Raw genomic sequence first — 24,582 nt, 5'->3', positions numbered from 1 at the left:
CAAGCCTCTACTTGTGATTTGCCGAATTTCAGCCATCCTTCCCGCGTCGACCTTCGTCGGCGTGGCGAAAGGGTTGTGGCAGACAGGTTGGTGATGCAAATCACACTTTAGAGGGATCAAGCACTACCCCCCTCTGGCTATAGTCCCTTTCAGAGTTTTTCGCGGATGTTGCGCGTCGAGCCATGGAGGCTCGGTTGCGGTTCGGCATTGGAATCGTTGTATCCCGGCCGTTACATCTGAAGAAAGGGCTCACTGCCATAACAATAAAATATGCACATGGAGTAGCGTCGATGACCCAAGTAAACCAGTTCTGGCGCCGGGCAAGACTGCCCCTGGCCGTCAGTCTCGCTTCTACGCTCGCCGGGCCTGCATTCGGCGTCAGTTTCAACATCGGTGAAATCGAAGGGAGCTTTGACTCCTCGCTTTCGGTGGGCGCGAGCTGGTCTACGGCCAAGCCCAATCGTGATCTGATTGGCGCCAACAATGGCGGCAAGGGCCTGTCCCAGACCTCCGATGACGGCCACTTGAACTTCAAGCGCGGCGAGACGTTCTCGAAGATCTTCAAGGGCATCCATGACCTGGAACTGAAGTACGGCGACACCGGCGTGTTTGTGCGTGGCAAGTACTGGTACGACTTTGAGCTCAAGGACGAAAGCCGTCAGTTCAAGGACATCAGCGACAACAACCGCAAAGAAGGCGCCAAGTCTTCGGGCGGGCAGATTCTCGATGCGTTCGTCTACCACAACTACTCGATTGCCGATGCCCCGGGTTCGGTGCGTTTCGGCAAGCAGGTGGTGAGCTGGGGCGAAAGCACCTTCATCGGTGGCGGCATCAACTCCATCAACCCGATCGACGTGTCAGCGTTTCGTCGTCCGGGGGCCGAGATCAAGGAGGGCCTGATTCCGGTCAACATGTTCTACGTGTCCCAGACGCTCACCGACAACCTGTCGGCCGAGGCGTTTTACCAACTGGAATGGGACCAGACCGTCACCGATAACTGCGGCACCTTCTTCTCGCAGCCGGACGTGATTTCCGATGGTTGCAGCAATAACCTGCGGGTGCTGAACAAGCGCTCGACCATTCCCGGCGCGGCACTGCCGACCCTGGGTGCCCTGGGCGTGGACGTCAACAACGAGGGCGTACTGGTGCGCCGTGGGCCGGACCGTGATGCCCGTGACAGCGGCCAGTTCGGCGTGGCCATGCACTATAACTTCGAACCGCTGGACACCGAGTTCGGTGCCTACTTCATGAACTACCACAGCCGTGCGCCGATTTTCAGTGCACAGGGCGCGCCGTCGGCGGCCTATACCCGTCCACTGGGCCCGCTGGGAGCATTGCGTCCGCTGATCGTGGCGGGCAGCTCGAACTACTTCGTCGAGTACCCGGAAGATATCCGCCTCTACGGCTTGAGCTTCTCCACCACGTTGCCTACCGGCACCGCCTGGAGTGGTGAATTGAGCTATCGGCCGAATGCGCCGGTGCAGTTGAGCACCACCGACATTCTGTTCGCCGGTGTCACGCCGATTCCCGGCTTTGGCAATGCTTCGGTGCTCAAGGGCTCGCCCGGCCAGGACCTGCATGGCTACAACCGCAAGGAAGTCACCCAATTCCAGACAACCTTCACGCATTTCTTCGACCAAGTGATGGGCGCCAGTCGCCTGACCACTGTGGGTGAAATCGGTGTGACCCATGTGGGTGGCCTGGAAAGCAAGTCCCAGGCCCGTTATGGCCGCGATCCGGTATTCGGCCCAGGCACGCTGCCGGGTGGGTTTTGCAACGCGCTGAACAACTCCACCGCCAACGGCGCCGGCCTGCCCAACGCTGCCGGCCTGAACACCAACTGCAACAACGACGGCTACACCACGGCAACTTCCTGGGGCTACCGTGCCCGTGCCATCTGGGAATACCCGGACGTGTTCGCTGGCGTGAACCTCAAGCCTAACGTGGCCTGGTCCCATGACGTCAAAGGTTACTCGCCAGGCCCTGGCGGCAACTTTGAAGAGGGTCGCAAGGCGGTCAGCCTGGGCCTGGATGCCGAGTACCAGAACACCTACACCGCGAGCCTGGCGTACACCAACTTCTTTGGTGGCAAGTTCAGCACCGTGGATGACCGCGACTTTGTCGCCTTGAGCTTCGGCGCCAACTTCTAAGCACACTCTTTTCAAGTGGCATGTATTCAGGAAGACCAGAGTATGAAAATAACTAAAAGTCTGTTGCACGTCGGTGTGCTTGGGCTGTCGATCCTGGCGAGCAACGTCATGGCGGCAGTCTCGGCGGATGAAGCTGCCAAGCTCGGTACTACCCTGACCCCGATGGGCGCCGAGATGGCGGGCAACGCGGCCGGCACCATCCCAAAATGGTCACCCTTGCCGACCAACGCAGGTGCCGTGGATGCCCGCGGTTTCCTGGCCAACCCGTATGCCAGCGAACAACCCCAATTCACCATCACTGCGCAGAACGTCGAACAGTACAAGGACAAGCTGGCTCCAGGGCAGTACGCGATGTTCAAGCGTTACCCCGACAGCTTCAAGATGCCGGTCTACCCGACTCATCGCGGTGCCACGGTGCCGGCTGATGTGTTCGCCGCCATCAAGAAAAACGCTACCACCACCAACCTGGTGTCCGGCGGCAATGGCTTGGAAAACTTCGAGACCGCCGTGCCGTTCCCGATTCCCAAAACCGGCGTTGAAGTCATCTGGAACCACATCACCCGTTATCGCGGCGGCAGCGTGACCCGTTTGGTCACCCAGGCTACGCCGCAAACCAACGGCTCCTACAGCCTGGTGTACTTCCGCGACCAGTTCGTGTTCCGCGACAAGATGAAGGATTTCGATCCGAAAAATCCGGGCAATATCCTGTTCTACTTCAAGCAGCAAGTCACCGCCCCGGCGCGTCTGGCCGGTGGTGTACTGCTGGTGCACGAAACCCTGGACCAGGTGAAGGAGCCGCGTTCGGCATGGGTCTACAACGCCGGCCAGCGCCGTGTGCGTCGGGCACCGCAAGTGTCCTATGACGGGCCGGGTACTGCTGCCGATGGCCTGCGTACCTCCGACAACCTCGACATGTACAACGGTGCGCCGGATCGCTACGACTGGAAGCTGGAAGGCAAGAAAGAAATATACATCGCCTCCAACAGCTACAAGATCGACGATCCGAAGCTCAAGTACGCCGACATCATCAAGGCCGGTCACATCAACCAGGATCTGGCGCGCTACGAGCTGCGCCGCGTCTGGCACGTGGTCGCCACCTTGAAGGAAGGCCAGCGCCACATCTACGCCAAGCGTGACTTCTTTATCGACGAAGACACCTGGCAAGCGGCGGTGATCGACCACTACGACGGCCGTGGCCAACTGTGGCGCGTCGCCGAGGCCCATGCCGAGAACTACTACGACAAACAAGTGCCGTGGTACGCCCTGGAAACCCTCTACGACCTGCAGTCCGGCCGCTACCTGGCCCTGGGCATGAAGAACGAAGAGAAACAGGCTTATGACTTCGGCTTCACCGCCACCACCAGCGACTTCACCCCAGCGGCCCTGCGCCAGGACGGTGTTCGCTAACCACTGCTGATGTATCCCCTGTGGGAGGGGGCTTGCGCCCGATAGCGGCTCGACAGTCGATAACTATGTTGGCTGATCCACCGCAATCGGGAGCAAGCCCCCTCCCACTTTTTGTTTGTGGTGTCTTCTGGGATATTTCTTGTCGCAGTTCTTTTTCAGCCATTTGTTGCAAAGATCTACAATCCCGCCGCTTTTACCGCTAGTCTGCGGACATCTGCAATGCCGACAACAGCCTTCTACAAGAGCCCGGCGATGACTGATCTGTCCCGAATTCAAGCGCCTGCCGGTGTGGTGATACCAACCCTGGAAGGCCGTTTCTACAGGCCCCCTTTGCCTGACGGCTACGTGCTGCGCCCGCGCCTGTGCGAACGGTTGAATGCCGGGCTGGAGGGGCGACTGTTGCTGGTCTGCGCGCCCGCCGGCTTTGGCAAGAGCTCGTTGGCGGTGGAGTTCTGTCAGGGCTTGCCCGCGCACTGGCAAAGTCTGTGGCTGGGCCTCAGCCCGCGGGACAATGACCCTGGCCGCTTCCTTGAGCGGTTGCTCGACGGCTTGCAGCACTATTTTCCGCAGCTGGGCGCCCAATCCCTGGGCCTGCTGAAAATGCGTCAGCGTCATCAACCCTTTGCCTTTGAAGAGTGGCTGGACGGCTTGCTCGATGAGCTGGCGGAGCATCTGTCCACACGCTCGCCGCTATTGCTGGTGCTGGATGACTACCACCTGGCCCAGGGCCCGGTGCTGGATCGTTGTCTGCAATTTTTTCTCAATCATTTGCCCGATGGCCTGTTGGTACTGGTTACCAGCCGGCAGCGTCCGGACTGGCACCTGGCACGCCTGCGTTTGTCGCGGCATCTGCTGGAGTTGCATGAACAAGACCTGCGCCTGACCCACGACGAATCCCTGGCCGTGCTGGATGGACACAGCAGCGGGTTGGGCGGCGAGGCATTGGAAAACCTGATCCGCCGCAGCGAGGGTTGGGTCGCCGGCCTGCGCTTCTGGCTATTGGCCGCGTCCGAAGCCGGTGGTAATGAGGGGGCCTTGCCCCAAAGCCTGCACGGTGGCGAAGGGTTGATCCGGGATTACCTGCTTGAAGAAGTCATCGACTGCCTGCCTGCCGACGTGCAGGCGTTCCTGTACGACACCGCGCCCCAGGAGCGTTTTTGCAGCGAGTTGTGTGATGCACTCCGCGAAGCCCATGACAGCGCCGAAATCCTGAGGTATTTGCAGGCCCATCAGGTATTTCTGGTGCCGCTGGATGAACAGGGCCACTGGTTCCGCTATCACCATTTGTTTTCCGACCTGCTGCGTACCCGTCGCGAGAAGAGCGCCACCTTGCCGCCGGCCAGCTTGCACTTGCGCGCCTGCCGCTGGTTCAACGCCCAGGGCTTGATCGACGAGGCGGTGGAGCAGGCGCTGCGGGCCGGCCATCTGGACGTGGCGGCGAACCTGGTCCAGAACCTGTCCGAAGAGCAGCTGTTGGCGGAGCAGAATGTGGGCATGTTGCTGCGCTGGAAGATGGACTTGCCCGACAGCCTGCTGATCAGCACGCCGCGTTTGATCGTGCTCTACAGCTGGGCATTGGGGCTGGCGTGCCAATTGGACGCGGCGCAGGAGCTCTCCAGCTACCTCAGCCGCTTCCTGCCGGCACCCTCGGCGACCGCGCAAAAATCCATGTTGGCCCAGTGGCTGGCGTTGAGCGGAATCATTGCCCGTGGGCGCGGGGATCACGAATTGACCCAGCGCTATTGCAACGAGGCATTGGAAAGCCTGCCGCAAAAGCGCTACGGCCAGCGCCTGATGTGCCTGTCGACCCTGTCCAATCTGGCGATTGTCGATGCCGACCTGTGGCGCGCCCGCGGTTTGAACCGCGAATCCCTGGAACTGGCGCAGCGCGTCGGTAACCCGTTGTTTGAAGCCCTGGCTCATTACGACCGGGCAAGGGTTCTGCAGGCGCGTGGCGAAATCCTGCGCTCACTGGATGAAGTACGCCAGGGCCTGGAACGCCTGCACGGCCTGGCGCCCCAGCGCCTGTATGCGGTGCGGGCGCGGCTGTCGCTCTACGAGGGTTACCTGCTGCTGGCGCGTTACCAGCCCGAAGCCGGCCTTGTGCGTTTGCGTACGGGCCTGGCCGAAGCCCGCGCCTGTCGGGATATCAGCGTACTGATCGGGCATTGCGTGATCGCCAGCTATGAAGGGCGGCGCTGCCAGTTTGCCAATGCCTTTGCCGAGCTGGCCGAGGCCGAGCGCTTGATGCACATCTGGGACGTACCGCCGATCTATTACCTGGCGATGATTACGCTGATCAAATGCGAGCTGTGGTTGGCTCAAGGCCGTATCGACCTGGCGGACGCCTGGCTGACCCGGCTGGGGCAGACTTACAACGGCGAGCACGCCGCCGCCGCGCCGGAATTTCATCCACATCTGCCGCAACATATCGAACTGCAACAAGCCGCGCTCGATGCGATACGCAGTCAGCCCGACACCGCGTTGCGACGCCTGGAAGAACTGGCGCAACAGTCCCAAAACAGCGGGCGTCAGATGATTGCCTTGATGGCGCTGACCCAGCAGGCACAGCTTCTGTTGGTGTGCGGCCAGGAAGCCAAGGCCCGGGCAGTATTGGCACGTGCGCTTGAAGCCGGCTCGGGCGGCGCATTGCAGCCATTTCAGCGGCTGCTGGAGGGCCACCCGGACTGGATGCGCGAGCAGTTGGGCAAGGATCCCCATGGCTTGCTGAACCAGAGCTTGCTGGCGCTGTTGCCCCAGGTCAGCGTGGTCCAGGCCCCGGCTCATCAGGAAACCCTGAGTACGCGGGAGCTGGCGGTGCTGCAACTGATTGCCCAAGGCTGTTCAAACCAGGAAATCAGCAACCAGCTGTTTATCTCCCTGCACACGGTCAAGACCCACGCCAGCCATATCAACAGCAAGCTCGGCGTGGAGCGCCGAACCCAGGCAGTGGCGCGAGCCAAGGCCATGGGCTTGCTGGCCTGAGCCCAGCGCCGTTTATGGCGCGGCGGGGCAGCCTTTGAGTGACGTGCCGATGGTTTGATTGATCAGTGCGGCGAACCGCTTGAGGTTGTTCTGATGCGCCACCACCAGATCGTCGATGCTCGGCCCCGCCGGTGATTGCAAAGTGCTGCGGCAGGTCAGTGCCGGGCGGTCGCCGTTGATCTGCCGCAGGCGCCAGCGTACATCGAGCAGCGCGTACTGCCCTGGGACCGAGTCAAAGCGCTGCACTTCAAGGCGCAGGGCCACTGCGTGGCGCGGATCGCTATTGGCCAATTGATCCACCAAAGCGCTCTTGAGTTCGTCAGCAAGGCTGGCGGCCCACCACTGGGTTTCCAGAATCGCCAGCCCGCTGTCACCCTGGCGCACCACGATCTGCGCGCGGTCGACCTGTGGCGGCACGCTGAGGCTTTCAATCCGTACACCACCGGCATCTGCGCCTGTGCTGTTGCTGGCGTGCGACGGAGTCAGGGTGTGGAAGGCGATGGGGTCACTGCGACAGGCCGCGAGCAACAGCATCGTGGTCAACAGGGTGATCTTCAACGGCGACGTCATGGCGGCTCCAATGGTCATTTGCGGGGTGGCCCTTGCAGGTCGTTCGGCGCAGCGTTATCGGGACGACCGCGAATCAGCGACTCTGGATGCCGGCCCAGGTAATCGGAAAGCTCGCGCAAGGAACGCGACATGCGCGCCAGTTCATCCAGGGTCTGTGTCAGTTGTTCACGCTGGGGAGAGTCTTCGGCCAGGGTTGAGCTGGCCGATTGCAGGGTCTTGCTCACGTCGGCCAGTGTCGTCTGCACACCCGGCAGCGTCTTGGCGTTGAATTGCGCCAGGCCCTTGCGCAGTTCGACAAGGCTGGCGTCCAGGTTGCCGGCAATCCGCTCGACCGGCAGTTGGCTGAGCTTGTTGACGATACCTTCGAACTTCTCTTGCAGTTGTTCCAGGTTGCCCGGGATGGTGGGGATGCCCACAGGGCGCTGGTTTGGATCGAACGCCACTTTCTCGGCTTTGGGGTAGAAGTCCAGAGCGATGTACAACTGGCCGGTCAAAAGGTTACCGCTGCGGGCCTGGGCGCGCAGGCCGTTTTCGATGAAGCTGCCGATCAGGCGCACGCCGGCCGCCTCATCGTCAGGGTTATTGTTCATGGCCTTGAGCAACTTGGTGTGCGCTTCGCCGAGCAGTTGCGGGTAGATCACGATGCCGACATTGACCGGGAAGCTGCGTTTCTTCGCATCGAAATCCAGATTGATCGATACCACCTTGCCGAACTCGACACCGAGGAACTCCACCGGTGCGTCGACTTTCAGCCCGCGCAGGGCCTGATCAAAGCGCAGGACCATGTATTGCCCCTTGCCATTGGGTGGGGCGAGGGCGCTTTGCTGGTCTTCGAACAGTTCAAAGCCGCGGTTCTCTTCTGCCGGCTTGTCGTTGGGATTGTAGGGTGGGGCCTGGAAGGAGATTCCGCCCATCAGCATGGACGACACCGATTCGGTCTTCAGTGCAAAGCCATTGGCACCGACGCTCAGATCCACACCGCTGGCATTCCAGAACCGGGTGTTTTCGGTGACGTACCCATCATTGGGCGCGTGAATAAAGACTTCGACGTTCACGCCCTTGCCTTCGCTGTCCAGCTCGTATGCCACCACCTGGCCGACCGGGATTTTGCGGTAATAGACCGGCGAACCGATGTCCAGGGAACCCAACGTTTGCGTGTGCAGAGTGAAGCGCTTGCCAGGCTCGCCATAGGTGATGGGGGGCGGGTTTTCCAGGCCGGTGAAATGTTTGGCGCGGTTTTCGGATTGGCCGATATCGGCGCCGATGTAGTCGCCGGACAACAGCGTGTCGATACCGGATACGCCGCCTGCGCCGATGCGTGGGCGCACGACCCAGAATTTCGAATCTTCACGGGTGAAGCTTTCGGCCTGCTTGGACAGCTCGATGGTGGCGTTGACACTTTTCTGGTCATCGCTCAAGGCCACGGCGGTCACTTGGCCGATCACCACGTTGCGGTACTTGACCTCGGTCTTGTTGGCGACCAGCCCACTCCCGGTCTTGAAGTTGAGGACGATGGTGGGCCCTTGCTGAAGCACGCTGTGGACCACCAGCGAAATACCGACCAGCACGGCGACAATCGGCACGATCCAAACCAGCGAGACACTGAAGCGACGCGTCTTGATCATGGGTTGCCCCGCAGGGGTGTCAGCCTTGGATGCACTCATCCGAGGTCTCCTCGTTAGGTGGGTTTTCCCAGATTAGCCGGGGATCAAAACTCATGGCCGCGAGCATGGTAAATACCACCACCAAGCCAAAAAACAGAATGCCCAGGCGCGGTTCGATCGTGCCCAGGGCTTGAAACTTCACCAGCGCGGCCACCAGTGCAACCACGATGACATCAAGCATCGACCAATAGCCGATCAGCTCGATAAACCGAAACAGCTTCGAACGCTCCTTGCGCGCCCACTGGCTGTTGCGCTGCACGGTGATCAGCAGCAGCCCCAGTGACAAGAACTTGATGCCCGGCACGGCAATGCTGGCGATGAAAATGATCAGTGCAATGTCCCAGGCGCCATGCTGCCAGAACTCCAGCACGCCGCTCATGATGGTGCTGTCTGCGCCGGAGCCGAGCATGGTGGTATTCATCACCGGCAGTAAATTGGCCGGTACGTAAAAGGCGAGGGCGGTCAGCATGTAGGCCCAGGTGCGCGTCAGGGATTGAGTTTTGCGCCGGTGCAAAGGCGCGCCGCAGCGCTCGCATTCGGTGGGCTCCAGGCGCATGTCGCAGGCCTGGCCGCAGGTATGGCACAGGCACAGGTTGAGCTCGCGGGCGGTGGGCGGTGAATTCATACGGTGTCCCAGAGGTCGCGGACATCGCGTCCGGCAATACGGATCAGCAACAGGCTGAGGGCGGCCAAGGCAAACAGGCCGGTGCCGGGGATTACATCCAGCATACCCGCCAGCTTGAACACGGCGACCATGGCGCCCAGCAGGCAGACTTCCAGCATACTCCAGGGCCTGAGCGCTTCCAGCCAGCGCATGCAAAGCTTGAATGCCGGCGAGCGCTTGCCGATCAAGGCGAAACTCAGCACCCAGATCAGCAAGGCCAACTGAAACACCGGCGCGATGATGATGGAGATTGCCGCCACCAACGCAATGAACGTGATCGGCCCCAGGCTCAGCGCCACCACCGAATCCCACAGCGTCGCGCTGTTTTTCAAGCCCTGCAGGCTGATGCTCATCACCGGATAAAAGTTGGCAAAGGTCCACAGCACTGCCGCGGTCACCGTCAGCGCGAGGCGTTGTTGCACCGACAGGCCGTTATAGCGCTGCAGCACACCCGAGCACCGCACACACAGGGCTTTTTGATGTTTAGCGAGCGTGACTTTTTCGTACACGCAGTCGCAGTGCTCGCAGATGATCTGTTGATTCACCAAAGGTGTTGCTCCAAATGCGACTGACTGCAGCGGTGGACTTAATGGCGCTTGTGTAGCTTAGCAGCGGATATACCGCGCAATCGACTCCTTCCAGAGCAGGGGCAAGCTACACCATACTGCACTTGGAACGCGCCATAGAGCTTGCAGGACACCCATGACTATCGAAAAACAACCGTTGATTCGCGAAACCTTCCCCGTCGGCCCGTTGCAGTGCAACTGCACCATCATTGGCGACCCGATCACTAAAAAAGCCATCGTAGTCGACCCCGGCGGCAACCACGAGTTGATCCTGGCGCGTCTTGATGCGTTGGGTCTGAAGGTGGTGAGCATTATCCATACCCATGCTCACCTGGATCACTTTCTGGCTTCCGGCCAATTGAAGGAAAAGACCGGCGCCACGCTGCACCTGCACAAGGACGATCAATTTCTGTGGGACAACCTGGAAATGCAATGCCAGATGTTTCGCGTGCCCTATGTGCCGGTGCCGTCGCCGGATCGCTGGCTGGAACACGATGAAGAGTTGGCTTGTGGGTGCGGCGTAGCCTTGCACACTCCAGGGCATACGCCGGGCTCGATGAGCTTCTGGTTTGCCGATGCCAAGCTGCTGATTGCCGGTGACACCTTGTTCCGGCGTGGCGTGGGGCGTACGGATTTGTGGGGCGGCGACCAGGCGACGATCGTGCGGTCGATCAAGCAGCGCTTGTATACGTTGGACGAAGGCGCGACGGTGGTAACCGGGCATGGGCCTGATACGTTGCTGGGGGATGAGATGCGCGAGAATCCGTTCGTGCGTGCCTGATCGGGTCTTTCAGTCAGGACTGTGGCGAGGGAGCTTGCTCCCGCTGGACTGCGCAGCAGTCCCACAAACAAAAAGCGGGGCCGCTTCGCGCCCCAGCGGGAGCAAGCTCCCTCGCCACAGACACACACCGACACAGGCCCGAGCCAAAGACAGCTATGCTTTACGCACCCCAGCACGGAATTTTTGCCGTTTGTCGCGTTCCAAACTCGGCACAGGTCCATTGCCAATGTCCTCTGCATCACAGAATGCAAAAGTAGGAGCTCCCTTCATGTTTACTCCGCGTCGTCTGCTTGTTGTCGCTACCGCCGTAGCCCTGTTGTCCGGCTGCGCCTCACCTAATCCTTATGACGGCAGCCAGGGACAGGCCGGTAATGGTTCCGAAAGCGGTATGAGCAAGACCGCCAAGTACGGCGGCCTCGGTGCGCTGGCCGGTGCATTGGCCGGTGCGGCCATCGACCATAACAACCGTGGCAAGGGCGCGCTGATTGGCGCAGTCGTTGCGGGTGCCGGTGCTGCAGGTTATGGCTACTACGCCGACCAGCAAGAGAAAAAGCTGCGTGAGAGCATGGCCAATACCGGGGTAGAGGTGCAGCGCCAGGGTGACCAGATCAAGCTGATCATGCCGGGTAATATCACCTTCGCCACCAACTCGGACGCGATCTCCAGCAGCTTCTACCAGCCGCTGAACAACCTGGCCAGCTCCCTCAAGCAGTTCAACCAGAACACCATCCAGATCGTCGGCTACACCGACAGCACCGGCAGCCGCCAGTTGAACATGGACCTGTCCCAGCGTCGTGCGCAGAGCGTGGCCAACTACCTGACGTCCCAAGGCGTCAATGGTGCCAACCTGAGCGCGCGCGGTGCCGGCCCGGATAACCCGATTGCCAGCAACGGTGATGTGAATGGCCGTGCCCAGAACCGTCGCGTTGAGGTCAACCTCGGTCCTATCCCAGGCCAGCAGTACGGCCAGCCTGGTCAGCAACAACAGGCGCCACAGCAGAACAATCAGTTCCAGGGCAACCCGTACCAGCAATACCAGTAAACGCTGGCCACTAAAAAGGGCGCCGTGCAGTCAATGCACGGCGCCCTTTTTTGTGGCTGTTGGTCTAGGGGGCGTTCTCAATCGATGTATTCGAACACCTTTACAATTTTCTGCACGCCGGACACGCCCTGCACCAGGTTGGCGGCGCGGGTGGCTTCGGCCTGGGTCAGCAGGCCCATCATGTAGACGATGCCGTTATCGGTCACGATCTTGATTCGCGAGCCTGGCACCGCGCTGTCGGTCAGCATCTGCGCCTTGATCTTGGTGGTCAGCAGCGCATCGTTGCTGATGGCCAGCAGGGTGATCGGGTCCATGACCTGCAGTTCGTTGTGGACCTTCTTGACGCGCTGCACGCCCGCAGCGGCTTGTTCAGCCTGGGCCTTGAGGTCGGCGCGCGGGGTTTGCCCTGCCAGCAGGACGACGCCGTTGAAGCTGGTCACCACGATGCGCGAAGCACCGTTGCCCAGGTCGGTAGCAGCCTTGGCGACGTTGACTTTGACCTTGGTTTCGATCAGCGAATCATCGATGGTGCTGCCGAAGGTGCGTGTGCCACGGTCGTCCTGGATAGGGGTGTCCCGTGTAGCGGTGATAGCCGAGCTGCAGCCGCTGATGGCGACGCACAGCGTGATGGCCAAAAGACTGATGCGATTAACGGTCATTCTTCACTCCCGAACAGTTGGCTGTCGATCAGATCGCACAGGCAGTGGATCGCCAGCAGATGAACTTCTTGGATACGTGCAGTGACATTGGCCGGGACGCGAATCTCCACGTCCTCAGGCAGCAGCAGCGAAGCCATGCCGCCACCGTCGCGACCGGTCAAGGCTACGACAATCATTTCGCGATCATGTGCGGCCTGGATCGCTTGAATAATATTGGCCGAGTTGCCGCTGGTGGAAATCGCCAGCAACACATCGCCCGGCTGGCCGAGGGCGCGGATCTGCTTGGAGAAGATTTCGTTGTAGCTGTAATCGTTGGCAATCGAAGTGATTGTCGACGAGTCGGTGGTCAAGGCAATCGCTGGCAGGCTCGGACGTTCGCGCTCGAAGCGGTTGAGCAGCTCGGAAGAGAAATGCTGGGCATCACCAGCCGAACCCCCGTTGCCGCACGAAAGCATTTTGCCTTCGTTGAGCAAGGCGTTGACCATGACCTGACTGGCTTGCTCGATGTGCGGTGCAAGTACGTCCATCGCCTGTTGCTTGGTGTCGATGCTGGCCTGGAAAAGCTGGCGAATTCGGGATTGCATGTCCATCTGTGTGACCTTAAGTAGCGCGGCTGTTTGGCACAGGTAATGTGCAGCCCGCAATGCAAAGAGCAAAAATGTGTGGTGAAGGTGCCGGGTGCGTCAGCTGTCGAAGGCATCTTTGAGCCAGTTCAGATCAGCAGGACCCGACGGTGTGCTTTCTATGGCGACCACATCGAAACGGCAGGGGCTGTCAGCCCAGCGATGCTCTTTTAGCAGAAAAAACTGCGCGGCGAGTATCAGTTTCTGACGTTTGCGCCCGTCGATACTGGCGAGCGCGCCACCCCATTGTGCGTGTTTTCTGTAGCGGACTTCGACGAATACTACTGTATCGCCGTCAAGCATGACCAGATCAAGCTCGCCGCGTTTACATAACCAGTTCTGCGCCAGAAGGCGCAGACCCTGTTGTTGCAGATATTTCAGCGCTTGAAGTTCGGCATCCTTGCCGCTTTGTGTGCTGGACCGCTCGGGCATCAGCGTGGGGTATCGGGCAGTCGCTGGATGGCGCCGCCAACGAACTTCGCCCATGGCATCTGGCGATCGACGCGCTGGTTGGCGCTGATGCCCAGATTGCCCGAGAGGCCGTCGACACGGGTGTCGGGCAGTGCCTTGAGTTGGCCCAGGCGCGGTGCCAGGCGGTAGGCGTCGACGCCCATCGCGTACAGGCGACCCAGGCTGCCATTGGCTTGCGGCCATTGCGCGGCGACCTGGTTGCGCAGCGGGTCGGTGGTGTCCAGCAGCCAAGGGGTTTCGCAGAACATCACGTTGGTCATATCCAGGTACTGGTTGCGGTCGCCGCTGGCACTGAAGACATGGGACGTGGCGTAGACCGGCACATCGCCGGCGTACTGGAAGTTCAGGGTCGGCTTGATCTGCTGGGCCAGTTGCGGGGTGACGGCCAGGAAGATGAACTCAATGTCCTGGCGACGTGAAGGCTGGGCGGCAACGTCGGTGCCGACCGTGCTTTGCAGGCTCTTGGCGCGACCTTCGCTTTTACGCAACTGGAACAGGTCGGCGATCTGCTGGGCCAGTGCCACAGGTTGATCGACATACTCGACGCCCATCACAGTGCCGCCGTTGGCTTCCCAATCCTGGCGGAAGGCCTTGTAGACACGCTCGCCCCATTCGCCACGGGGCACCATGGCAGCGGCGCGATGCAGGCCGTCGGCACGGGCGCGGCGCGACACTTCACGGGCTTCGTCTTCAGCCGCCAGGCCGAATTGGAACAGTTGCGCCGGGGCTTGATCGGTCTCGCTGTAATTGAGTGCCAGGGTGGTGATCGGCAATTGCGGGCGTGCGCTGAGTTGTTTGACCAGGGGCTTTTCCAGCGGGCCTACCACCAGTTGCACGCCGGCGGCCTGGGCCTTGGCGTAAAAATCATCAAGAGAGCTCAGGCGCGAGCTGTCGTAGAACTCAATGACCGGCGCCTTCTGCCCGGCCTGTTCGGCCTGGTAGTGAGCCGCCATGAAACCTTCACGCAGCGCCTTGCCGACCGAAGCCAGCGGGCCCTCCTGCGGGAGCAGCACTGCAATCTTGTTCAGGGGCTGGCTGGCCAGCTCCTTGAGTTTGGTCAATGGCGTCGGCAGTTGCACCGCTGCCGGGTGGCCCGGGTTCTGCGCGCGCCAGGTATCGATGGCAGCCTGTTGTTGCTCCAGGGTGCCGGCGCCCTTGACTGCCTGGGCCAGGGTCACCCAGCCATCGAGTGTCGGGTTGCCGCTGGCTTGCAGCTGTTCGGCCGGCAGCGCGGCAATCAGTACCCAAATGGCTTCATGATTGCTTGCGGCGGCGTCACCGGTGAGCAGCGGTGCCATGGCAACCCGCTCGCGAGCGGCGGCCAGGGTCTGGCCGTCGGCTTCATAAGCGCGGGCGTGCACGGTGCCGGTGCGGATCTGCTGGTCTGCCGGCAGCTCCTTCAGGCTTTGCAGGCTGGGATGGTTCAGCGCCGCCAATGCCGCCTTGGGCTGGTTGCGTGTCATCGCCAGTTCGGCGGCCAGGGTGCTGGCGAATATCTGCGCGGCGGGCTTGAGAGCATCCAGGGGCACCTGCGCAAGAATCTGCGACGAGCGGCCGGGGTTGTTTTGCCGGTAGGCCAGGTCTGCCGCACTCAGGCGCAGCATGGCAGCCTTTTCTGGCGTGTTGGCGTTCGTCGCCTGTTCGAGCAGTTGCTCGATACTGGCATCCGGAGTCCGTGGCAGGTCGCCAAGGCTGGACGAGGGCGAGCTGGCACAGGCAGCCAGCAAGGCAGCGAGGCAGAGGGCGGAAAGCAGCCGCAGGCAAGCGATCATGTAAGTGTTCCTGATACCGATCAAATTAGCGTGGAAGTGTACCCAAGCACTGGCCCAGGCGCGATGTTAGTGGCGTTAAACCGTGGATTTAGGTCGTGTAAATGTTGCGATTGGCAAAGGCTGGCTGAAACGGCATCCACCGTGATGGCATATTTTCAAGGCGTCTACGCGCTACAATGTGGCTTTTGCCAACCATCGAGGTGTGCGTTTTGACTGCTCCAGGTCCATTGAATTCCACTGCTGGCTCGCTTTTTGTGGTGGCGACGCCCATTGGCAACCTGGACGACATCAGTGCCCGGGCGCTGAAGGTGTTGCGCGAGGTTAAATTGATCGCGGCGGAAGACACGCGGCACTCCCAACGGTTGATGCAGCATTTTGGTATCAGCACGCCGCTGGCAGCGTGCCATGAGCACAATGAGCGCGAAGAAGGCAGCCGTTTCATCACCCGCTTGCTGGCCGGTGACGATGTGGCGCTGATCTCCGATGCGGGGACGCCGTTGATTTCCGATCCGGGATACCACCTGGTCCGCCAGGCACGCGCCGCTGGTATCAATGTAGTGCCTGTTCCGGGAGCGTGCGCGCTGATTGCCGCATTATCTGCCGCAGGCTTGCCGTCGGACCGTTTTATTTTTGAAGGTTTCCTGCCGGCCAAGGCAGTAGGGCGTCGCGCACGCCTTCAGGCCCTGAAGGAAGAGCCACGCACCCTGATCTTCTACGAAGCTCCGCACCGCATCCTTGAATGCCTGCAGGATATGGAACTGGTGTTCGGCGGCGAGCGCCTGGCCTTGCTGGCCCGCGAGTTGACCAAGACCTTCGAAACCCTCAAGGGGCTGCCGCTGGAGGCGTTGCGGGCGTTTGTCGAGGGCGACAGCAATCAGCAGCGCGGCGAATGTGTGGTGCTGGTGGCCGGCTGGACTGCGCCGGAGAATGAAGACGCTGTGGGCAGTGAAGCCATGCGCGTCCTTGATTTGTTGCTCAAGGAGATGCCGCTAAAGCGTGCCGCCGCCCTTGCCGCAGAAATTACCGGCGTGCGCAAAAACGTGTTGTATCAAGTGGCGCTTGATAAACAGAAGGCCGAATAGTTCCGGGGTCAAACCTGTATTTCGTCCGAACATGATGGCACTGCTGCACTTTAATACTTGTCCTCAGACCCTCGTGCCGTTAACCTGCGCGGCGGAGAGTCGATTGGACAGTCGCTGCCCTCTATGAAAATTAGGGGGGGGAGGAAAGTCCGGGCTCCATAGGGCGAAGTGCCAGGTAATGCCTGGGAGGCGTGAGCCTACGGAAAGTGCCACAGAAAATAACCGCCTAAGCACTTCGGTGCCGGTAAGGGTGAAAAGGTGCGGTAAGAGCGCACCGCACGACTGGCAACAGTTCGTGGCTAGGTAAACCCCACTTGGAGCAAGACCAAATAGGGTCCCAAGGCGTGGCCCGCGCTGGGACCGGGTAGGTTGCTAAAGATGTCCAGTGATGGCCATCGTAGACGAATGACTGTTCAAGACAGAACCCGGCTTACAGATCGACTCTCCACCTTTTTTCCTTGCGTTCGAATCTCGTGCGCAAACCCGGTAGTAACGCAAGAATCCCTCCCTGCCAAATCATTGGCAGATGCGTCTTCGTAATACCAAAAAAATCTTACTCTTAATAAATTACTTTAACTTTAAGTCGTAGCTCCATGAGCTATTTGCCGTTGTTGAGTCAAAAACATCGTCAAACTCTCGTTTCTCCTCCTTTTACCTTCCTAAATCTCCGTTCTGTAAGGCTTTTCCTTGAATACGCGCCTTGACGGTGTGGTGGGCGCATTCCTATAGTGTGCGCAAGTGGCGGAAAGTGGCACAAAGTGGGTTTTTTGAACGTAAAACGCTAAAATTTGGAGAAACGCATCTGTGTTTCGCGGAGCTAACGCTATCAGTCTCGATGCAAAAGGCCGTCTCGCCATGCCGAGCCGGTATCGTGACGAGCTCATTTCGCGAAGTTCAGGGCAGTTAATCATCACGATTGACGCCGTTGATCCATGTTTGTGTGTTTACCCGCTCGATGAGTGGGAGTTGATTGAAACCAAGTTGCGCGCGCTGCCTTCATTGCGTGAAGAAAACCGCCGCCTCCAGCGTTTGCTGATCGGCAATGCCGTCGACCTTGAACTCGATGGCAGCGGTCGTTTCCTGGTGCCGCCGCGTCTGCGCGAGTACGCCAAGCTCGACAAGCGCGCAATGCTGGTAGGCCAACTGAACAAGTTCCAATTGTGGGACGAAGATGCCTGGGACGCTGTTTCTGCAGCAGACCTGGCTGCTATTCAACAACCGGGCGCCATGCCTGATGAACTGCGTGATTTGATCCTGTGACTATAGATAGCGGCTTTAACCACATCACCGTACTGCTTGACGAAGCCGTTGAGGCTCTCGCCGTACGCGCGGATGGCTGCTATCTGGATGGCACCTTCGGCAGGGGCGGGCACAGTCGTTTGATACTCAGCCGGCTCGGGCCCGACGGTAAGCTCCTCGGGTTCGACAAGGACCCTCAAGCGATTGCCACCGGGCAAGCGCTAGCGGCCGAAGACGGCCGCTTTGTCGTTGTGCAGCGCAGCTTTGCCGAGTTGGGTGCCGAAGTTGCCGAGCGCGGCATGGCGGGCAAGGTGGCCGGGGTTTTGCTCGACCTGGGCGTGTCTTCGCCGCAGCTTGATGACCCGGAGCGCGGCTTCAGCTTCATGAACGACGGCCCACTGGACATGCGCATGGACCCCACTCGTGGTGTAAGCGCTGCCCAGTTCATTGCCACCGCACCGGTGGAAGAAATCGCCCGCGTATTCAAGGAATACGGCGAAGAACGCTTCGCAGGCCGCATGGCGCGTGCCGTGGTCGAGCGTCGGGAAATCCAGCCGTTCGAGCGTACCGCCGACCTGGCCGAAGTGTTGAAGGTCGCTAACCCTGCGTGGGAAAAGGGCAAGAACCCGGCGACCCGCGCGTTCCAGGGCCTGCGCATTCACGTCAACAACGAATTGGGCGATCTGGAAGCTGGCCTTGAAGCCGCTCTGGATGCTTTGGAAGTGGGCGGTCGCCTGGTGGTGATCAGCTTCCACTCCCTGGAAGACCGCATCGTCAAACTGTTCATGCGTCGTCTGGTCAAGGGCGAGTCCGACAACCTGCCGCGCAACCTGCCGGTACGTTTCGAAGCCTTTGTGCCGAAAATCAAAATCCATGGCAAAGCGCAGTTCGCTTCCGAAGCCGAGCTCAAGGCCAACCCACGTTCCCGTAGCGCCGTCATGCGCGTCGCGGAGAAGTTGCGGTGAGCAAGCTTTTCGCCAAGCCCCTGCCGGGCGGCAGCTTCTTTATGTTGCTGCTGTTTGTCGGCGTGCTGGTGTCCGCGATTGCGGTGTCCTACAGCGCCCACTGGAATCGTCAGTTGCTCAATACCCTGTATGGGGAGTTGAGCGTGCGTGACAAGGCGCAGGCGGAGTGGGGCCGGTTGATCCTCGAACAAAGTACCTGGACAGCCCACAGCCGTATTGAAGTCCTGGCCACCGAGCAGTTGAAGATGCACATTCCGGGCGCGGCCGAAGTCCGTATGGTGGCGCCATGATGAAGCTCGAAGGCGCACTCTACCCGTGGCGCTTCCGCCTGATGCTCGGCTTGCTGGCATTGATGGTGGGCGCGATCGTCTGGCGCATCTTCGACCTGCAGGTGGTCGATCGCGACTTCCTGATCGGCCAGGGTGACGCCCGCAGCCTGCGGCATATTCCCATTCCTGCGCACCGCGGTCTGATCACCGACCGTAACGGCGAGCCCCTGGCGGTCAGCACCCCGGTAACCACGCTGTGGGCCAACGCCAAAGAGCTGCAAGTTGCCAAGGACAAGTGGCCTGAGCTGGCCGCCGCCCTTGGCCAGGACCGCAAGGCGCTGACCGAGCGCCTTGAAGCCCAGGCCAACAAGGAATTCATCTATCTGGTTCGTGGGCTCACCCCGGAACAAGGCCAGCAGGTGCTTGACCTTAAAATCCCCGGTGTCTACGGCATCGAGGAGTTTCGTCGTTTCTACCCGGCCGGTGAAACCACCGCGCACATGGTCGGCTTTACCGATATCGATGACCATGGTCGCGAAGGTGTCGAGCTGGCCTACGACGAATGGCTGGCCGGCGTTCCCGGCAAGCGGCAGGTCATCAAGGATCGGCGCGGCAGGCTGATCAAGGATGTCCAGGTCACCAAAAACGCCAAGGCCGGCAAGCCTCTGGCGTTATCGATCGATTTGCGCCTGCAATACCTGGCCAACCGCGAACTGCGTAACGCAATCATCGAGAACGGCGCCAAGGCCGGCAGCCTGGTGATCATGGACGTGAAGACCGGCGAGATCCTCGCCATGGTCAACCAGCCGACCTACAACCCGAACAACCGTCGCAATCTGCAGCCGGCGATGATGCGTAACCGCGCAATGATCGACGTGTTCGAGCCGGGTTCGACCATGAAAGCCATCTCCATGAGCGCTGCCCTGGAAACCGGGCGCTGGAAACCCAGCGACAAGGTCGAGGTTTACCCAGGCACCTTGCAGTTGGGCAAATACACCATTCGTGACGTGTCCCGTACCGAAGGTCCGGTGCTGGATTTGACAGGCATCCTGATCAACTCCAGTAACGTGGGCATGAGTAAGGTTGCCTTCGACATTGGCGGCGAGACGATCTATCACCTGGCGCAAAAAATCGGCCTGGGGCAACCCACCGGCCTTGATTTCCCGGGTGAGCGCGTGGGCAACCTGCCGAACTACCGCGAGTGGAGGAAGGCCGAGACTGCCACGCTGTCCTACGGCTACGGCCTGTCGGTGACTGCGATTCAGTTGGCCCACGCTTTCTCGGTACTGGCCAATAACGGGCGCATGGTGCCGCTGAGCCTGATCCATGTGGACGAGCCGCCGAAAGCCAACCAGGTCATTCCGGAAAAAGTCGCCAAAACCATGCAAGGCATGCTGCAACAAGTGATCGAAGCACCCCGCGGCGTATTCCGCGCCCAGGTGCCGGCGTACCACGTTGCAGGCAAGTCCGGTACGGCGCGTAAGACCTCGGTGGGCACCAAGGGCTATGCCGAAAACTCCTACCGTTCGCTGTTCGCCGGCTTCGGCCCGATGAGCGATCCGCGCTACGCCATCGTCGTGGTGATCGACGAACCGAGTAAAGCCGGCTACTTCGGTGGCCTGGTCTCGGCGCCGGTGTTCAGCAAAGTGATGTCCGGCACCCTGCGCCTGATGAACATCACGCCGGACAACCTGCCGCCGACTCAACAAGCCAACGCAGGGCCGCCGGCCGCCGTTGTCAAAGCCAATGGAGGGCGCGGCTGATGTCTCTGAGCCTCAACAAGATTTTTGCCCATGCCGGCCGCGATCTGCTGATTCGCGAGCTGAGCCTGGACAGCCGCAACGTACGCGCCGGTGACCTGTTCCTGGCGGTGCCTGGCGGCAAGTTCGATGGGCGTGCCCATATCGCAGACGCCCTGCAGCGCGGCGCGGCGGCTGTGGCCTATGAAGTGGAAGGCGCCACTGTGCTGCCGATCACCGACGTGCCGTTGATTCCGGTCAAGGGCCTGGCTGCACAGCTTTCCGACATCGCCGGGCGCTTTTACGGCGACCCGAGCCGTCAGCTCAACCTGATCGGCGTGACCGGCACCAACGGCAAGACCAGCGTCACCCAATTGGTCGCCCAGGCCCTTGACCTGTTGGGCCAGCACTGCGGCATTGTCGGCACCCTCGGCACCGGCTTTTATGGCGCGCTGCAAAGCGGCCTGCATACCACGCCCAATCCAATTGCCGTGCAAGCGACCCTGGCCGACCTGAAAAAGGCCGGTGCCAAGGCAGTTGCCATGGAAGTCTCCTCACACGGCCTGGATCAAGGGCGAGTGGCTGCCCTGGCTTTTGACGTAGCGGTGATGACCAACCTGTCCCGCGATCATCTCGACTACCACGGCACCATGGAGGCGTACGCCGCCGCCAAGGCCAAGCTGTTTGCCTGGAATGATCTCAAGTGCCGGGTTATCAACCTCGATGACGCATTTGGCCGTCAACTGGCTGGCGAAGAAAGCGAAGCACGCTTGATCAGCTATAGCCTGAACGATTCCAGTGCCTACCTGTATTGCCGCGAAGCCCAGTTCAATGACGAAGGCGTACGCGCCACGCTGGTCACGCCCCAGGGTGAACACCACTTGCGCAGTACCTTGCTCGGTCGCTTCAACCTGAGCAACGTCCTCGCCGCCATCGGCGCATTGCTGGGTCTGGATTACGCCCTGGATGAAATTCTGCGCGTATTGCCCAAGCTGGAAGGTCCGGCTGGCCGTATGCAACGCCTGGGTGGCGGCAAGCAGCCGCTGGTGGTGGTCGATTACGCCCATACTCCGGACGCCCTGGAAAAAGTCCTCGAAGCGCTGCGCCCACATGCCAAGGGCAAATTGCTGTGCCTGTTCGGTTGCGGCGGTGATCGCGATCGCGGCAAGCGTCCATTGATGGCCGAGATCGTCGAGCGTTTGGCCGACGGCGTACTTGTCACCGACGACAACCCGCGCAGCGAAGACCCCAGCCAGATTTTCGATGACATTCGTGTCGGCTTCAAAGATGCCTCCAAGGCCACCTTCGTTGCCGGTCGCGGCGCCGCCATTGCCCAACTGATTGCCAGCGCCAGCGCTGACGACGTGGTGGTGCTGGCGGGCAAGGGCCACGAGGACTACCAGGAAATCAACGGCGAGCGTCATGCCTTCTCCGATCTGGTCGAGGCCGATCACGCCTTGACTGCCTGGGAGGTCGCCCATGCTTAAAGTCATGAAGTTCAGCGAACTCACCCTGGCCTTGTCGGCCCGTGTCGTGGCCAGCGATTGCACCTTCAACGGCGTCAGCATCGACAGTCGCAACATTCAGCCTGGGCAGTTGTTTGTCGCCTTGGCAGGACCGCGCTTCGATGGTCACGATTACCTGAACGAAGTCGCCGCCAAAGGTGCCGTCGGTGCCTTGGTGCAGCGTGAAGTGGCCGACTCCACCTTGCCGCAATTGCTGGTTGCCGATACCCGCCTGGCCCTGGGCCAACTGGGCGCGCTCAACCGCGCTGCTTTTGACAAACCGGTGGCGGCCATTACCGGCTCCAGCGGCAAGACCACGGTCAAGGAACTGCTTGCCGGAGTCCTGCGTACGCGCGGACCGGTGCTTGCGACCCGTGGCAACCTCAACAATGATTTCGGCGCACCGCTGACCCTGCTCGAACTGGCTCCGGAACACACGGCCGCCGTGATCGAACTGGGTGCTTCGCGCATTGGCGAAATCGCCTACACCGTGGCGCTGACCAAGCCTCACGTTGCCATTATCAATAATGCCGGTACCGCCCATGTCGGCGAGTTCGGCGGGCCGGACAAAATCGTCGAAGCCAAGGGCGAAATCCTTGAAGGCCTCGATGCCTCAGGCACCGCTGTGCTGAACCTGGACGACAAGGCTTTCGAGACCTGGCGTGTACGCGCTGCCGGGCGCAAGGTGCTGACGTTTGCGGTGCTCAATGCAGCGGCCGACTTCCATGCCTCAAACATTACCGTCGACGCCCGCGGTTGCCCGTCCTTCACCTTGCATACCCCGCAAGGCAGCGAACACGTGCAGTTGAACCTGCTGGGCAACCATAACGTCGCCAACGCCCTGGCCGCCGCCGCCGCTGCCCATGCCCTGGGTGTGTCGCTGTTCGGTATTGCCACCGGCCTGGGCGCGGTGCAGCCGGTCAAGGGTCGCACCGTGGCGCAATTGGCCGGCAACGGCATGCGTGTGATTGATGACACCTACAACGCCAACCCGTCCTCCATCAATGCCGCCGTGGACCTGCTCAAGGGCTTTGATGGGCGCAAGGTGCTGGTGCTGGGCGATATCGGCGAATTGGGCGATTGGGCTGAACAAGGCCACCGTGAAGTCGGTGCCTATGCCGCCGCTAAGGTGGATGCGCTCTACGCAGTCGGCATGAACATGATTCATGCGGTCAACGCCTTCGGCCCCGGTGCGCGGCATTTCGCGACGCAGGCTGAACTGATCCAGGCGCTGACGGCGTCTGAACACGACAAACACACAACCATTTTGATCAAGGGATCGCGCAGCGCGGTGATGGAAAACGTCGTCGCAGCCTTGTGTGGCTCAAGTACGGAGAAACATTAATGCTGCTGCTGCTGGCTGAGTATCTGCAACAGTTCCACAAAGGCTTCGCGGTCTTCCAGTACCTGACCCTGCGCGGGATCCTGGGTATTCTGACCGCGCTGTCTTTGTCACTGTTCCTGGGGCCGTGGATGATCCGCACCCTGCAGAACCTGCAAATTGGTCAATCGGTTCGTAACGACGGCCCGCAGTCGCACCTGTCCAAGTCCGGCACGCCGACCATGGGGGGTGCGCTGATCCTGTCGTCCATCGGCGTCAGCACCTTGCTCTGGGCCGACCTGCATAACCGCTACGTGTGGGTGGTGCTGCTGGTAACCCTGCTGTTCGGTGCCATCGGCTGGGTAGATGACTACCGCAAAGTCATCGAGAAAAATTCCAAGGGGCTGCCAAGCCGCTGGAAGTATTTCTGGCAGTCGGTGTTCGGCCTCGCTGCGGCGATTTTCCTCTATACCACTGCCCCGAGCGCAGTCGAGACCACCTTGATCATCCCGATGCTCAAGGACGTGAGCATTCCACTGGGTGTCGGCTTCGTGGTGCTGACCTATTTCGTGATCGTCGGCTCCAGCAACGCGGTGAACCTGACCGACGGCCTCGATGGCCTGGCGATCATGCCGACCGTGATGGTGGGCGGCGCACTCGGCATCTTCTGCTACCTGTCGGGTAACGTGAAATTTGCTGAGTACCTGCTGATTCCTTATGTACCGGGTGCCGGTGAGCTGATCGTGTTCTGCGGCGCGCTGATTGGTGCCGGCCTTGGGTTCCTGTGGTTCAACACCTACCCGGCACAAGTCTTCATGGGTGACGTCGGCGCGCTGGCGCTGGGCGCTGCCCTGGGCACCATCGCGGTGATCGTTCGCCAGGAAATCGTGCTGTTCATCATGGGCGGTGTGTTCGTGATGGAAACCCTGTCGGTGGTCATCCAGGTGGCTTCCTTCAAATTGACCGGGCGTCGTGTGTTCCGCATGGCGCCGATTCACCACCACTTTGAACTCAAGGGCTGGCCCGAGCCACGCGTGATTGTCCGTTTCTGGATCATCACCGTGATTCTGGTACTGGTCGGCCTTGCCACCCTGAAACTGAGGTAGAA

Annotated in this window: 21 protein-coding genes and 1 other RNA gene; 14 read left to right on the top strand and 8 right to left on the bottom strand. The window is 60.6% G+C overall.

The features are described 5' to 3' along the window. Positions 1-290: 290 nt before the first annotated feature. The 3 genes from JFT63_RS14010 to JFT63_RS14000 all read left to right on the top strand — a co-directional run bounded on the left by JFT63_RS14010 (position 291) and on the right by JFT63_RS14000 (position 6,542). Positions 291-2,150 (top strand): DUF1302 domain-containing protein, encoded by a 1,860-nt coding sequence (locus tag JFT63_RS14010; RefSeq protein ID WP_198844174.1) that lies wholly within the window; start codon positions 291-293, stop codon positions 2,148-2,150. A 42-nt stretch (positions 2,151-2,192) separates the two neighbouring features. After that, positions 2,193-3,557 carry a DUF1329 domain-containing protein gene (locus JFT63_RS14005; RefSeq protein WP_005784906.1) on the top strand — a complete coding sequence of 455 codons (1,365 nt, stop codon included), beginning with the start codon at positions 2,193-2,195 and terminating at the stop codon, positions 3,555-3,557. A gap of 252 nt (positions 3,558-3,809) precedes the next feature. After that, positions 3,810-6,542 (top strand): LuxR C-terminal-related transcriptional regulator, encoded by a 2,733-nt coding sequence (locus JFT63_RS14000; protein WP_198844173.1) that lies wholly within the window; start codon positions 3,810-3,812, stop codon positions 6,540-6,542. A gap of 12 nt (positions 6,543-6,554) precedes the next feature. Here JFT63_RS14000 and JFT63_RS13995 read toward each other — a convergent pair whose 3' ends face one another. Genes JFT63_RS13995 through JFT63_RS13980 form a run of 4 tightly spaced genes read right to left on the bottom strand, consistent with a single transcriptional unit; the run spans position 6,555 to position 9,988 of the window. Next, entirely contained in the window at positions 6,555-7,112 is a 558-nt protein-coding gene (locus tag JFT63_RS13995; RefSeq protein ID WP_057701566.1) for a PqiC family protein, read from the bottom strand. 14 nt (positions 7,113-7,126) lie between these two features. After that, positions 7,127-8,776 carry a PqiB family protein gene (locus JFT63_RS13990; RefSeq protein WP_186559213.1) on the bottom strand — a complete coding sequence of 550 codons (1,650 nt, stop codon included), beginning with the start codon at positions 8,774-8,776 and terminating at the stop codon, positions 7,127-7,129. Continuing rightward, on the bottom strand, positions 8,757-9,401 hold the full coding sequence (locus JFT63_RS13985; RefSeq protein WP_186559211.1) for a paraquat-inducible protein A: 645 nt from the start codon (positions 9,399-9,401) through the stop codon (positions 8,757-8,759). The genes JFT63_RS13990 and JFT63_RS13985 overlap by 20 nt, the downstream gene beginning before the upstream one ends. After that, positions 9,398-9,988 carry a paraquat-inducible protein A gene (locus JFT63_RS13980; protein ID WP_186559209.1) on the bottom strand — a complete coding sequence of 197 codons (591 nt, stop codon included), beginning with the start codon at positions 9,986-9,988 and terminating at the stop codon, positions 9,398-9,400. Before JFT63_RS13980 ends, JFT63_RS13985 begins: the two co-directional genes overlap by 4 nt. A 154-nt stretch (positions 9,989-10,142) precedes the next feature. Here JFT63_RS13980 and JFT63_RS13975 point away from each other — a divergent pair, with 154 nt between their 5' ends. Together JFT63_RS13975 and JFT63_RS13970 are read left to right on the top strand one after the other, a co-directional pair. After that, a complete protein-coding gene (locus JFT63_RS13975) occupies positions 10,143-10,787 on the top strand; it encodes an MBL fold metallo-hydrolase (RefSeq protein ID WP_034126333.1) in 645 nt (214 codons plus the stop codon). Between the two features lie 268 nt (positions 10,788-11,055). Next, positions 11,056-11,829 carry an OmpA family protein gene (locus JFT63_RS13970; RefSeq protein ID WP_186559207.1) on the top strand — a complete coding sequence of 258 codons (774 nt, stop codon included), beginning with the start codon at positions 11,056-11,058 and terminating at the stop codon, positions 11,827-11,829. A 77-nt stretch (positions 11,830-11,906) separates the two neighbouring features. Here JFT63_RS13970 and JFT63_RS13965 read toward each other — a convergent pair whose 3' ends face one another. The 4 genes from JFT63_RS13965 to JFT63_RS13950 all read right to left on the bottom strand — a co-directional run bounded on the left by JFT63_RS13965 (position 11,907) and on the right by JFT63_RS13950 (position 15,354). Beyond that, complete coding sequence (locus tag JFT63_RS13965) at positions 11,907-12,488, bottom strand: BON domain-containing protein (RefSeq protein ID WP_198844172.1); 582 nt, start codon at positions 12,486-12,488, stop codon at positions 11,907-11,909. Beyond that, positions 12,485-13,078 carry a phosphoheptose isomerase gene (locus tag JFT63_RS13960; protein ID WP_007904374.1) on the bottom strand — a complete coding sequence of 198 codons (594 nt, stop codon included), beginning with the start codon at positions 13,076-13,078 and terminating at the stop codon, positions 12,485-12,487. Before JFT63_RS13960 ends, JFT63_RS13965 begins: the two co-directional genes overlap by 4 nt. 93 nt (positions 13,079-13,171) lie before the next feature. Further along, positions 13,172-13,543 carry a YraN family protein gene (locus tag JFT63_RS13955; RefSeq protein WP_057701561.1) on the bottom strand — a complete coding sequence of 124 codons (372 nt, stop codon included), beginning with the start codon at positions 13,541-13,543 and terminating at the stop codon, positions 13,172-13,174. After that, on the bottom strand, positions 13,543-15,354 hold the full coding sequence (locus tag JFT63_RS13950; protein ID WP_186559203.1) for a penicillin-binding protein activator: 1,812 nt from the start codon (positions 15,352-15,354) through the stop codon (positions 13,543-13,545). Before JFT63_RS13950 ends, JFT63_RS13955 begins: the two co-directional genes overlap by 1 nt. A gap of 176 nt (positions 15,355-15,530) precedes the next feature. Between JFT63_RS13950 and rsmI the strand changes: the two genes are divergently transcribed. The 9 genes from rsmI (at position 15,531) to mraY (ending at position 24,580) form a co-directional block, all read left to right on the top strand. Continuing rightward, on the top strand, positions 15,531-16,436 hold the full coding sequence (rsmI, locus tag JFT63_RS13945) for a 16S rRNA (cytidine(1402)-2'-O)-methyltransferase (protein WP_087149482.1): 906 nt from the start codon (positions 15,531-15,533) through the stop codon (positions 16,434-16,436). Positions 16,437-16,531: 95 nt separating this feature from the next. After that, positions 16,532-16,885, top strand: an RNA gene (gene rnpB / locus JFT63_RS13940) — RNase P RNA component class A. A 355-nt stretch (positions 16,886-17,240) separates the two neighbouring features. After that, positions 17,241-17,696, top strand: coding sequence for a division/cell wall cluster transcriptional repressor MraZ (gene mraZ, locus JFT63_RS13935; RefSeq protein WP_003171868.1), 456 nt, complete (start codon positions 17,241-17,243; stop codon positions 17,694-17,696). Beyond that, on the top strand, positions 17,693-18,640 hold the full coding sequence (gene rsmH / locus JFT63_RS13930) for a 16S rRNA (cytosine(1402)-N(4))-methyltransferase RsmH (RefSeq protein WP_057701559.1): 948 nt from the start codon (positions 17,693-17,695) through the stop codon (positions 18,638-18,640). Before mraZ ends, rsmH begins: the two co-directional genes overlap by 4 nt. Then, positions 18,637-18,930 carry a cell division protein FtsL gene (ftsL, locus tag JFT63_RS13925; RefSeq protein ID WP_003188663.1) on the top strand — a complete coding sequence of 98 codons (294 nt, stop codon included), beginning with the start codon at positions 18,637-18,639 and terminating at the stop codon, positions 18,928-18,930. The genes rsmH and ftsL overlap by 4 nt, the downstream gene beginning before the upstream one ends. Then, positions 18,930-20,672, top strand: coding sequence for a peptidoglycan D,D-transpeptidase FtsI family protein (locus JFT63_RS13920; protein ID WP_167346925.1), 1,743 nt, complete (start codon positions 18,930-18,932; stop codon positions 20,670-20,672). The genes ftsL and JFT63_RS13920 overlap by 1 nt, the downstream gene beginning before the upstream one ends. Then, positions 20,672-22,135, top strand: coding sequence for a UDP-N-acetylmuramoyl-L-alanyl-D-glutamate--2,6-diaminopimelate ligase (locus JFT63_RS13915; protein ID WP_198844171.1), 1,464 nt, complete (start codon positions 20,672-20,674; stop codon positions 22,133-22,135). The genes JFT63_RS13920 and JFT63_RS13915 overlap by 1 nt, the downstream gene beginning before the upstream one ends. Continuing rightward, a complete protein-coding gene (locus tag JFT63_RS13910) occupies positions 22,128-23,498 on the top strand; it encodes a UDP-N-acetylmuramoyl-tripeptide--D-alanyl-D-alanine ligase (protein ID WP_198844170.1) in 1,371 nt (456 codons plus the stop codon). The genes JFT63_RS13915 and JFT63_RS13910 overlap by 8 nt, the downstream gene beginning before the upstream one ends. Then, the gene (gene mraY / locus JFT63_RS13905; RefSeq protein WP_057701555.1) at positions 23,498-24,580 is read left to right on the top strand and encodes a phospho-N-acetylmuramoyl-pentapeptide-transferase; all 1,083 of its coding nucleotides are present in this window, start codon (positions 23,498-23,500) and stop codon (positions 24,578-24,580) included. Before JFT63_RS13910 ends, mraY begins: the two co-directional genes overlap by 1 nt. The last annotated feature ends 2 nt before the right edge of the window (positions 24,581-24,582 follow it).

It is taken from the genome of Pseudomonas sp. MF7453, assembly GCF_016405455.1.
In the GTDB taxonomy this organism is placed as follows: domain Bacteria; phylum Pseudomonadota; class Gammaproteobacteria; order Pseudomonadales; family Pseudomonadaceae; genus Aquipseudomonas; species Aquipseudomonas paralactis.
Note: the sequence above shows the minus strand (reverse complement) of the source record. Positions and strands in the feature narration are given on the sequence as shown.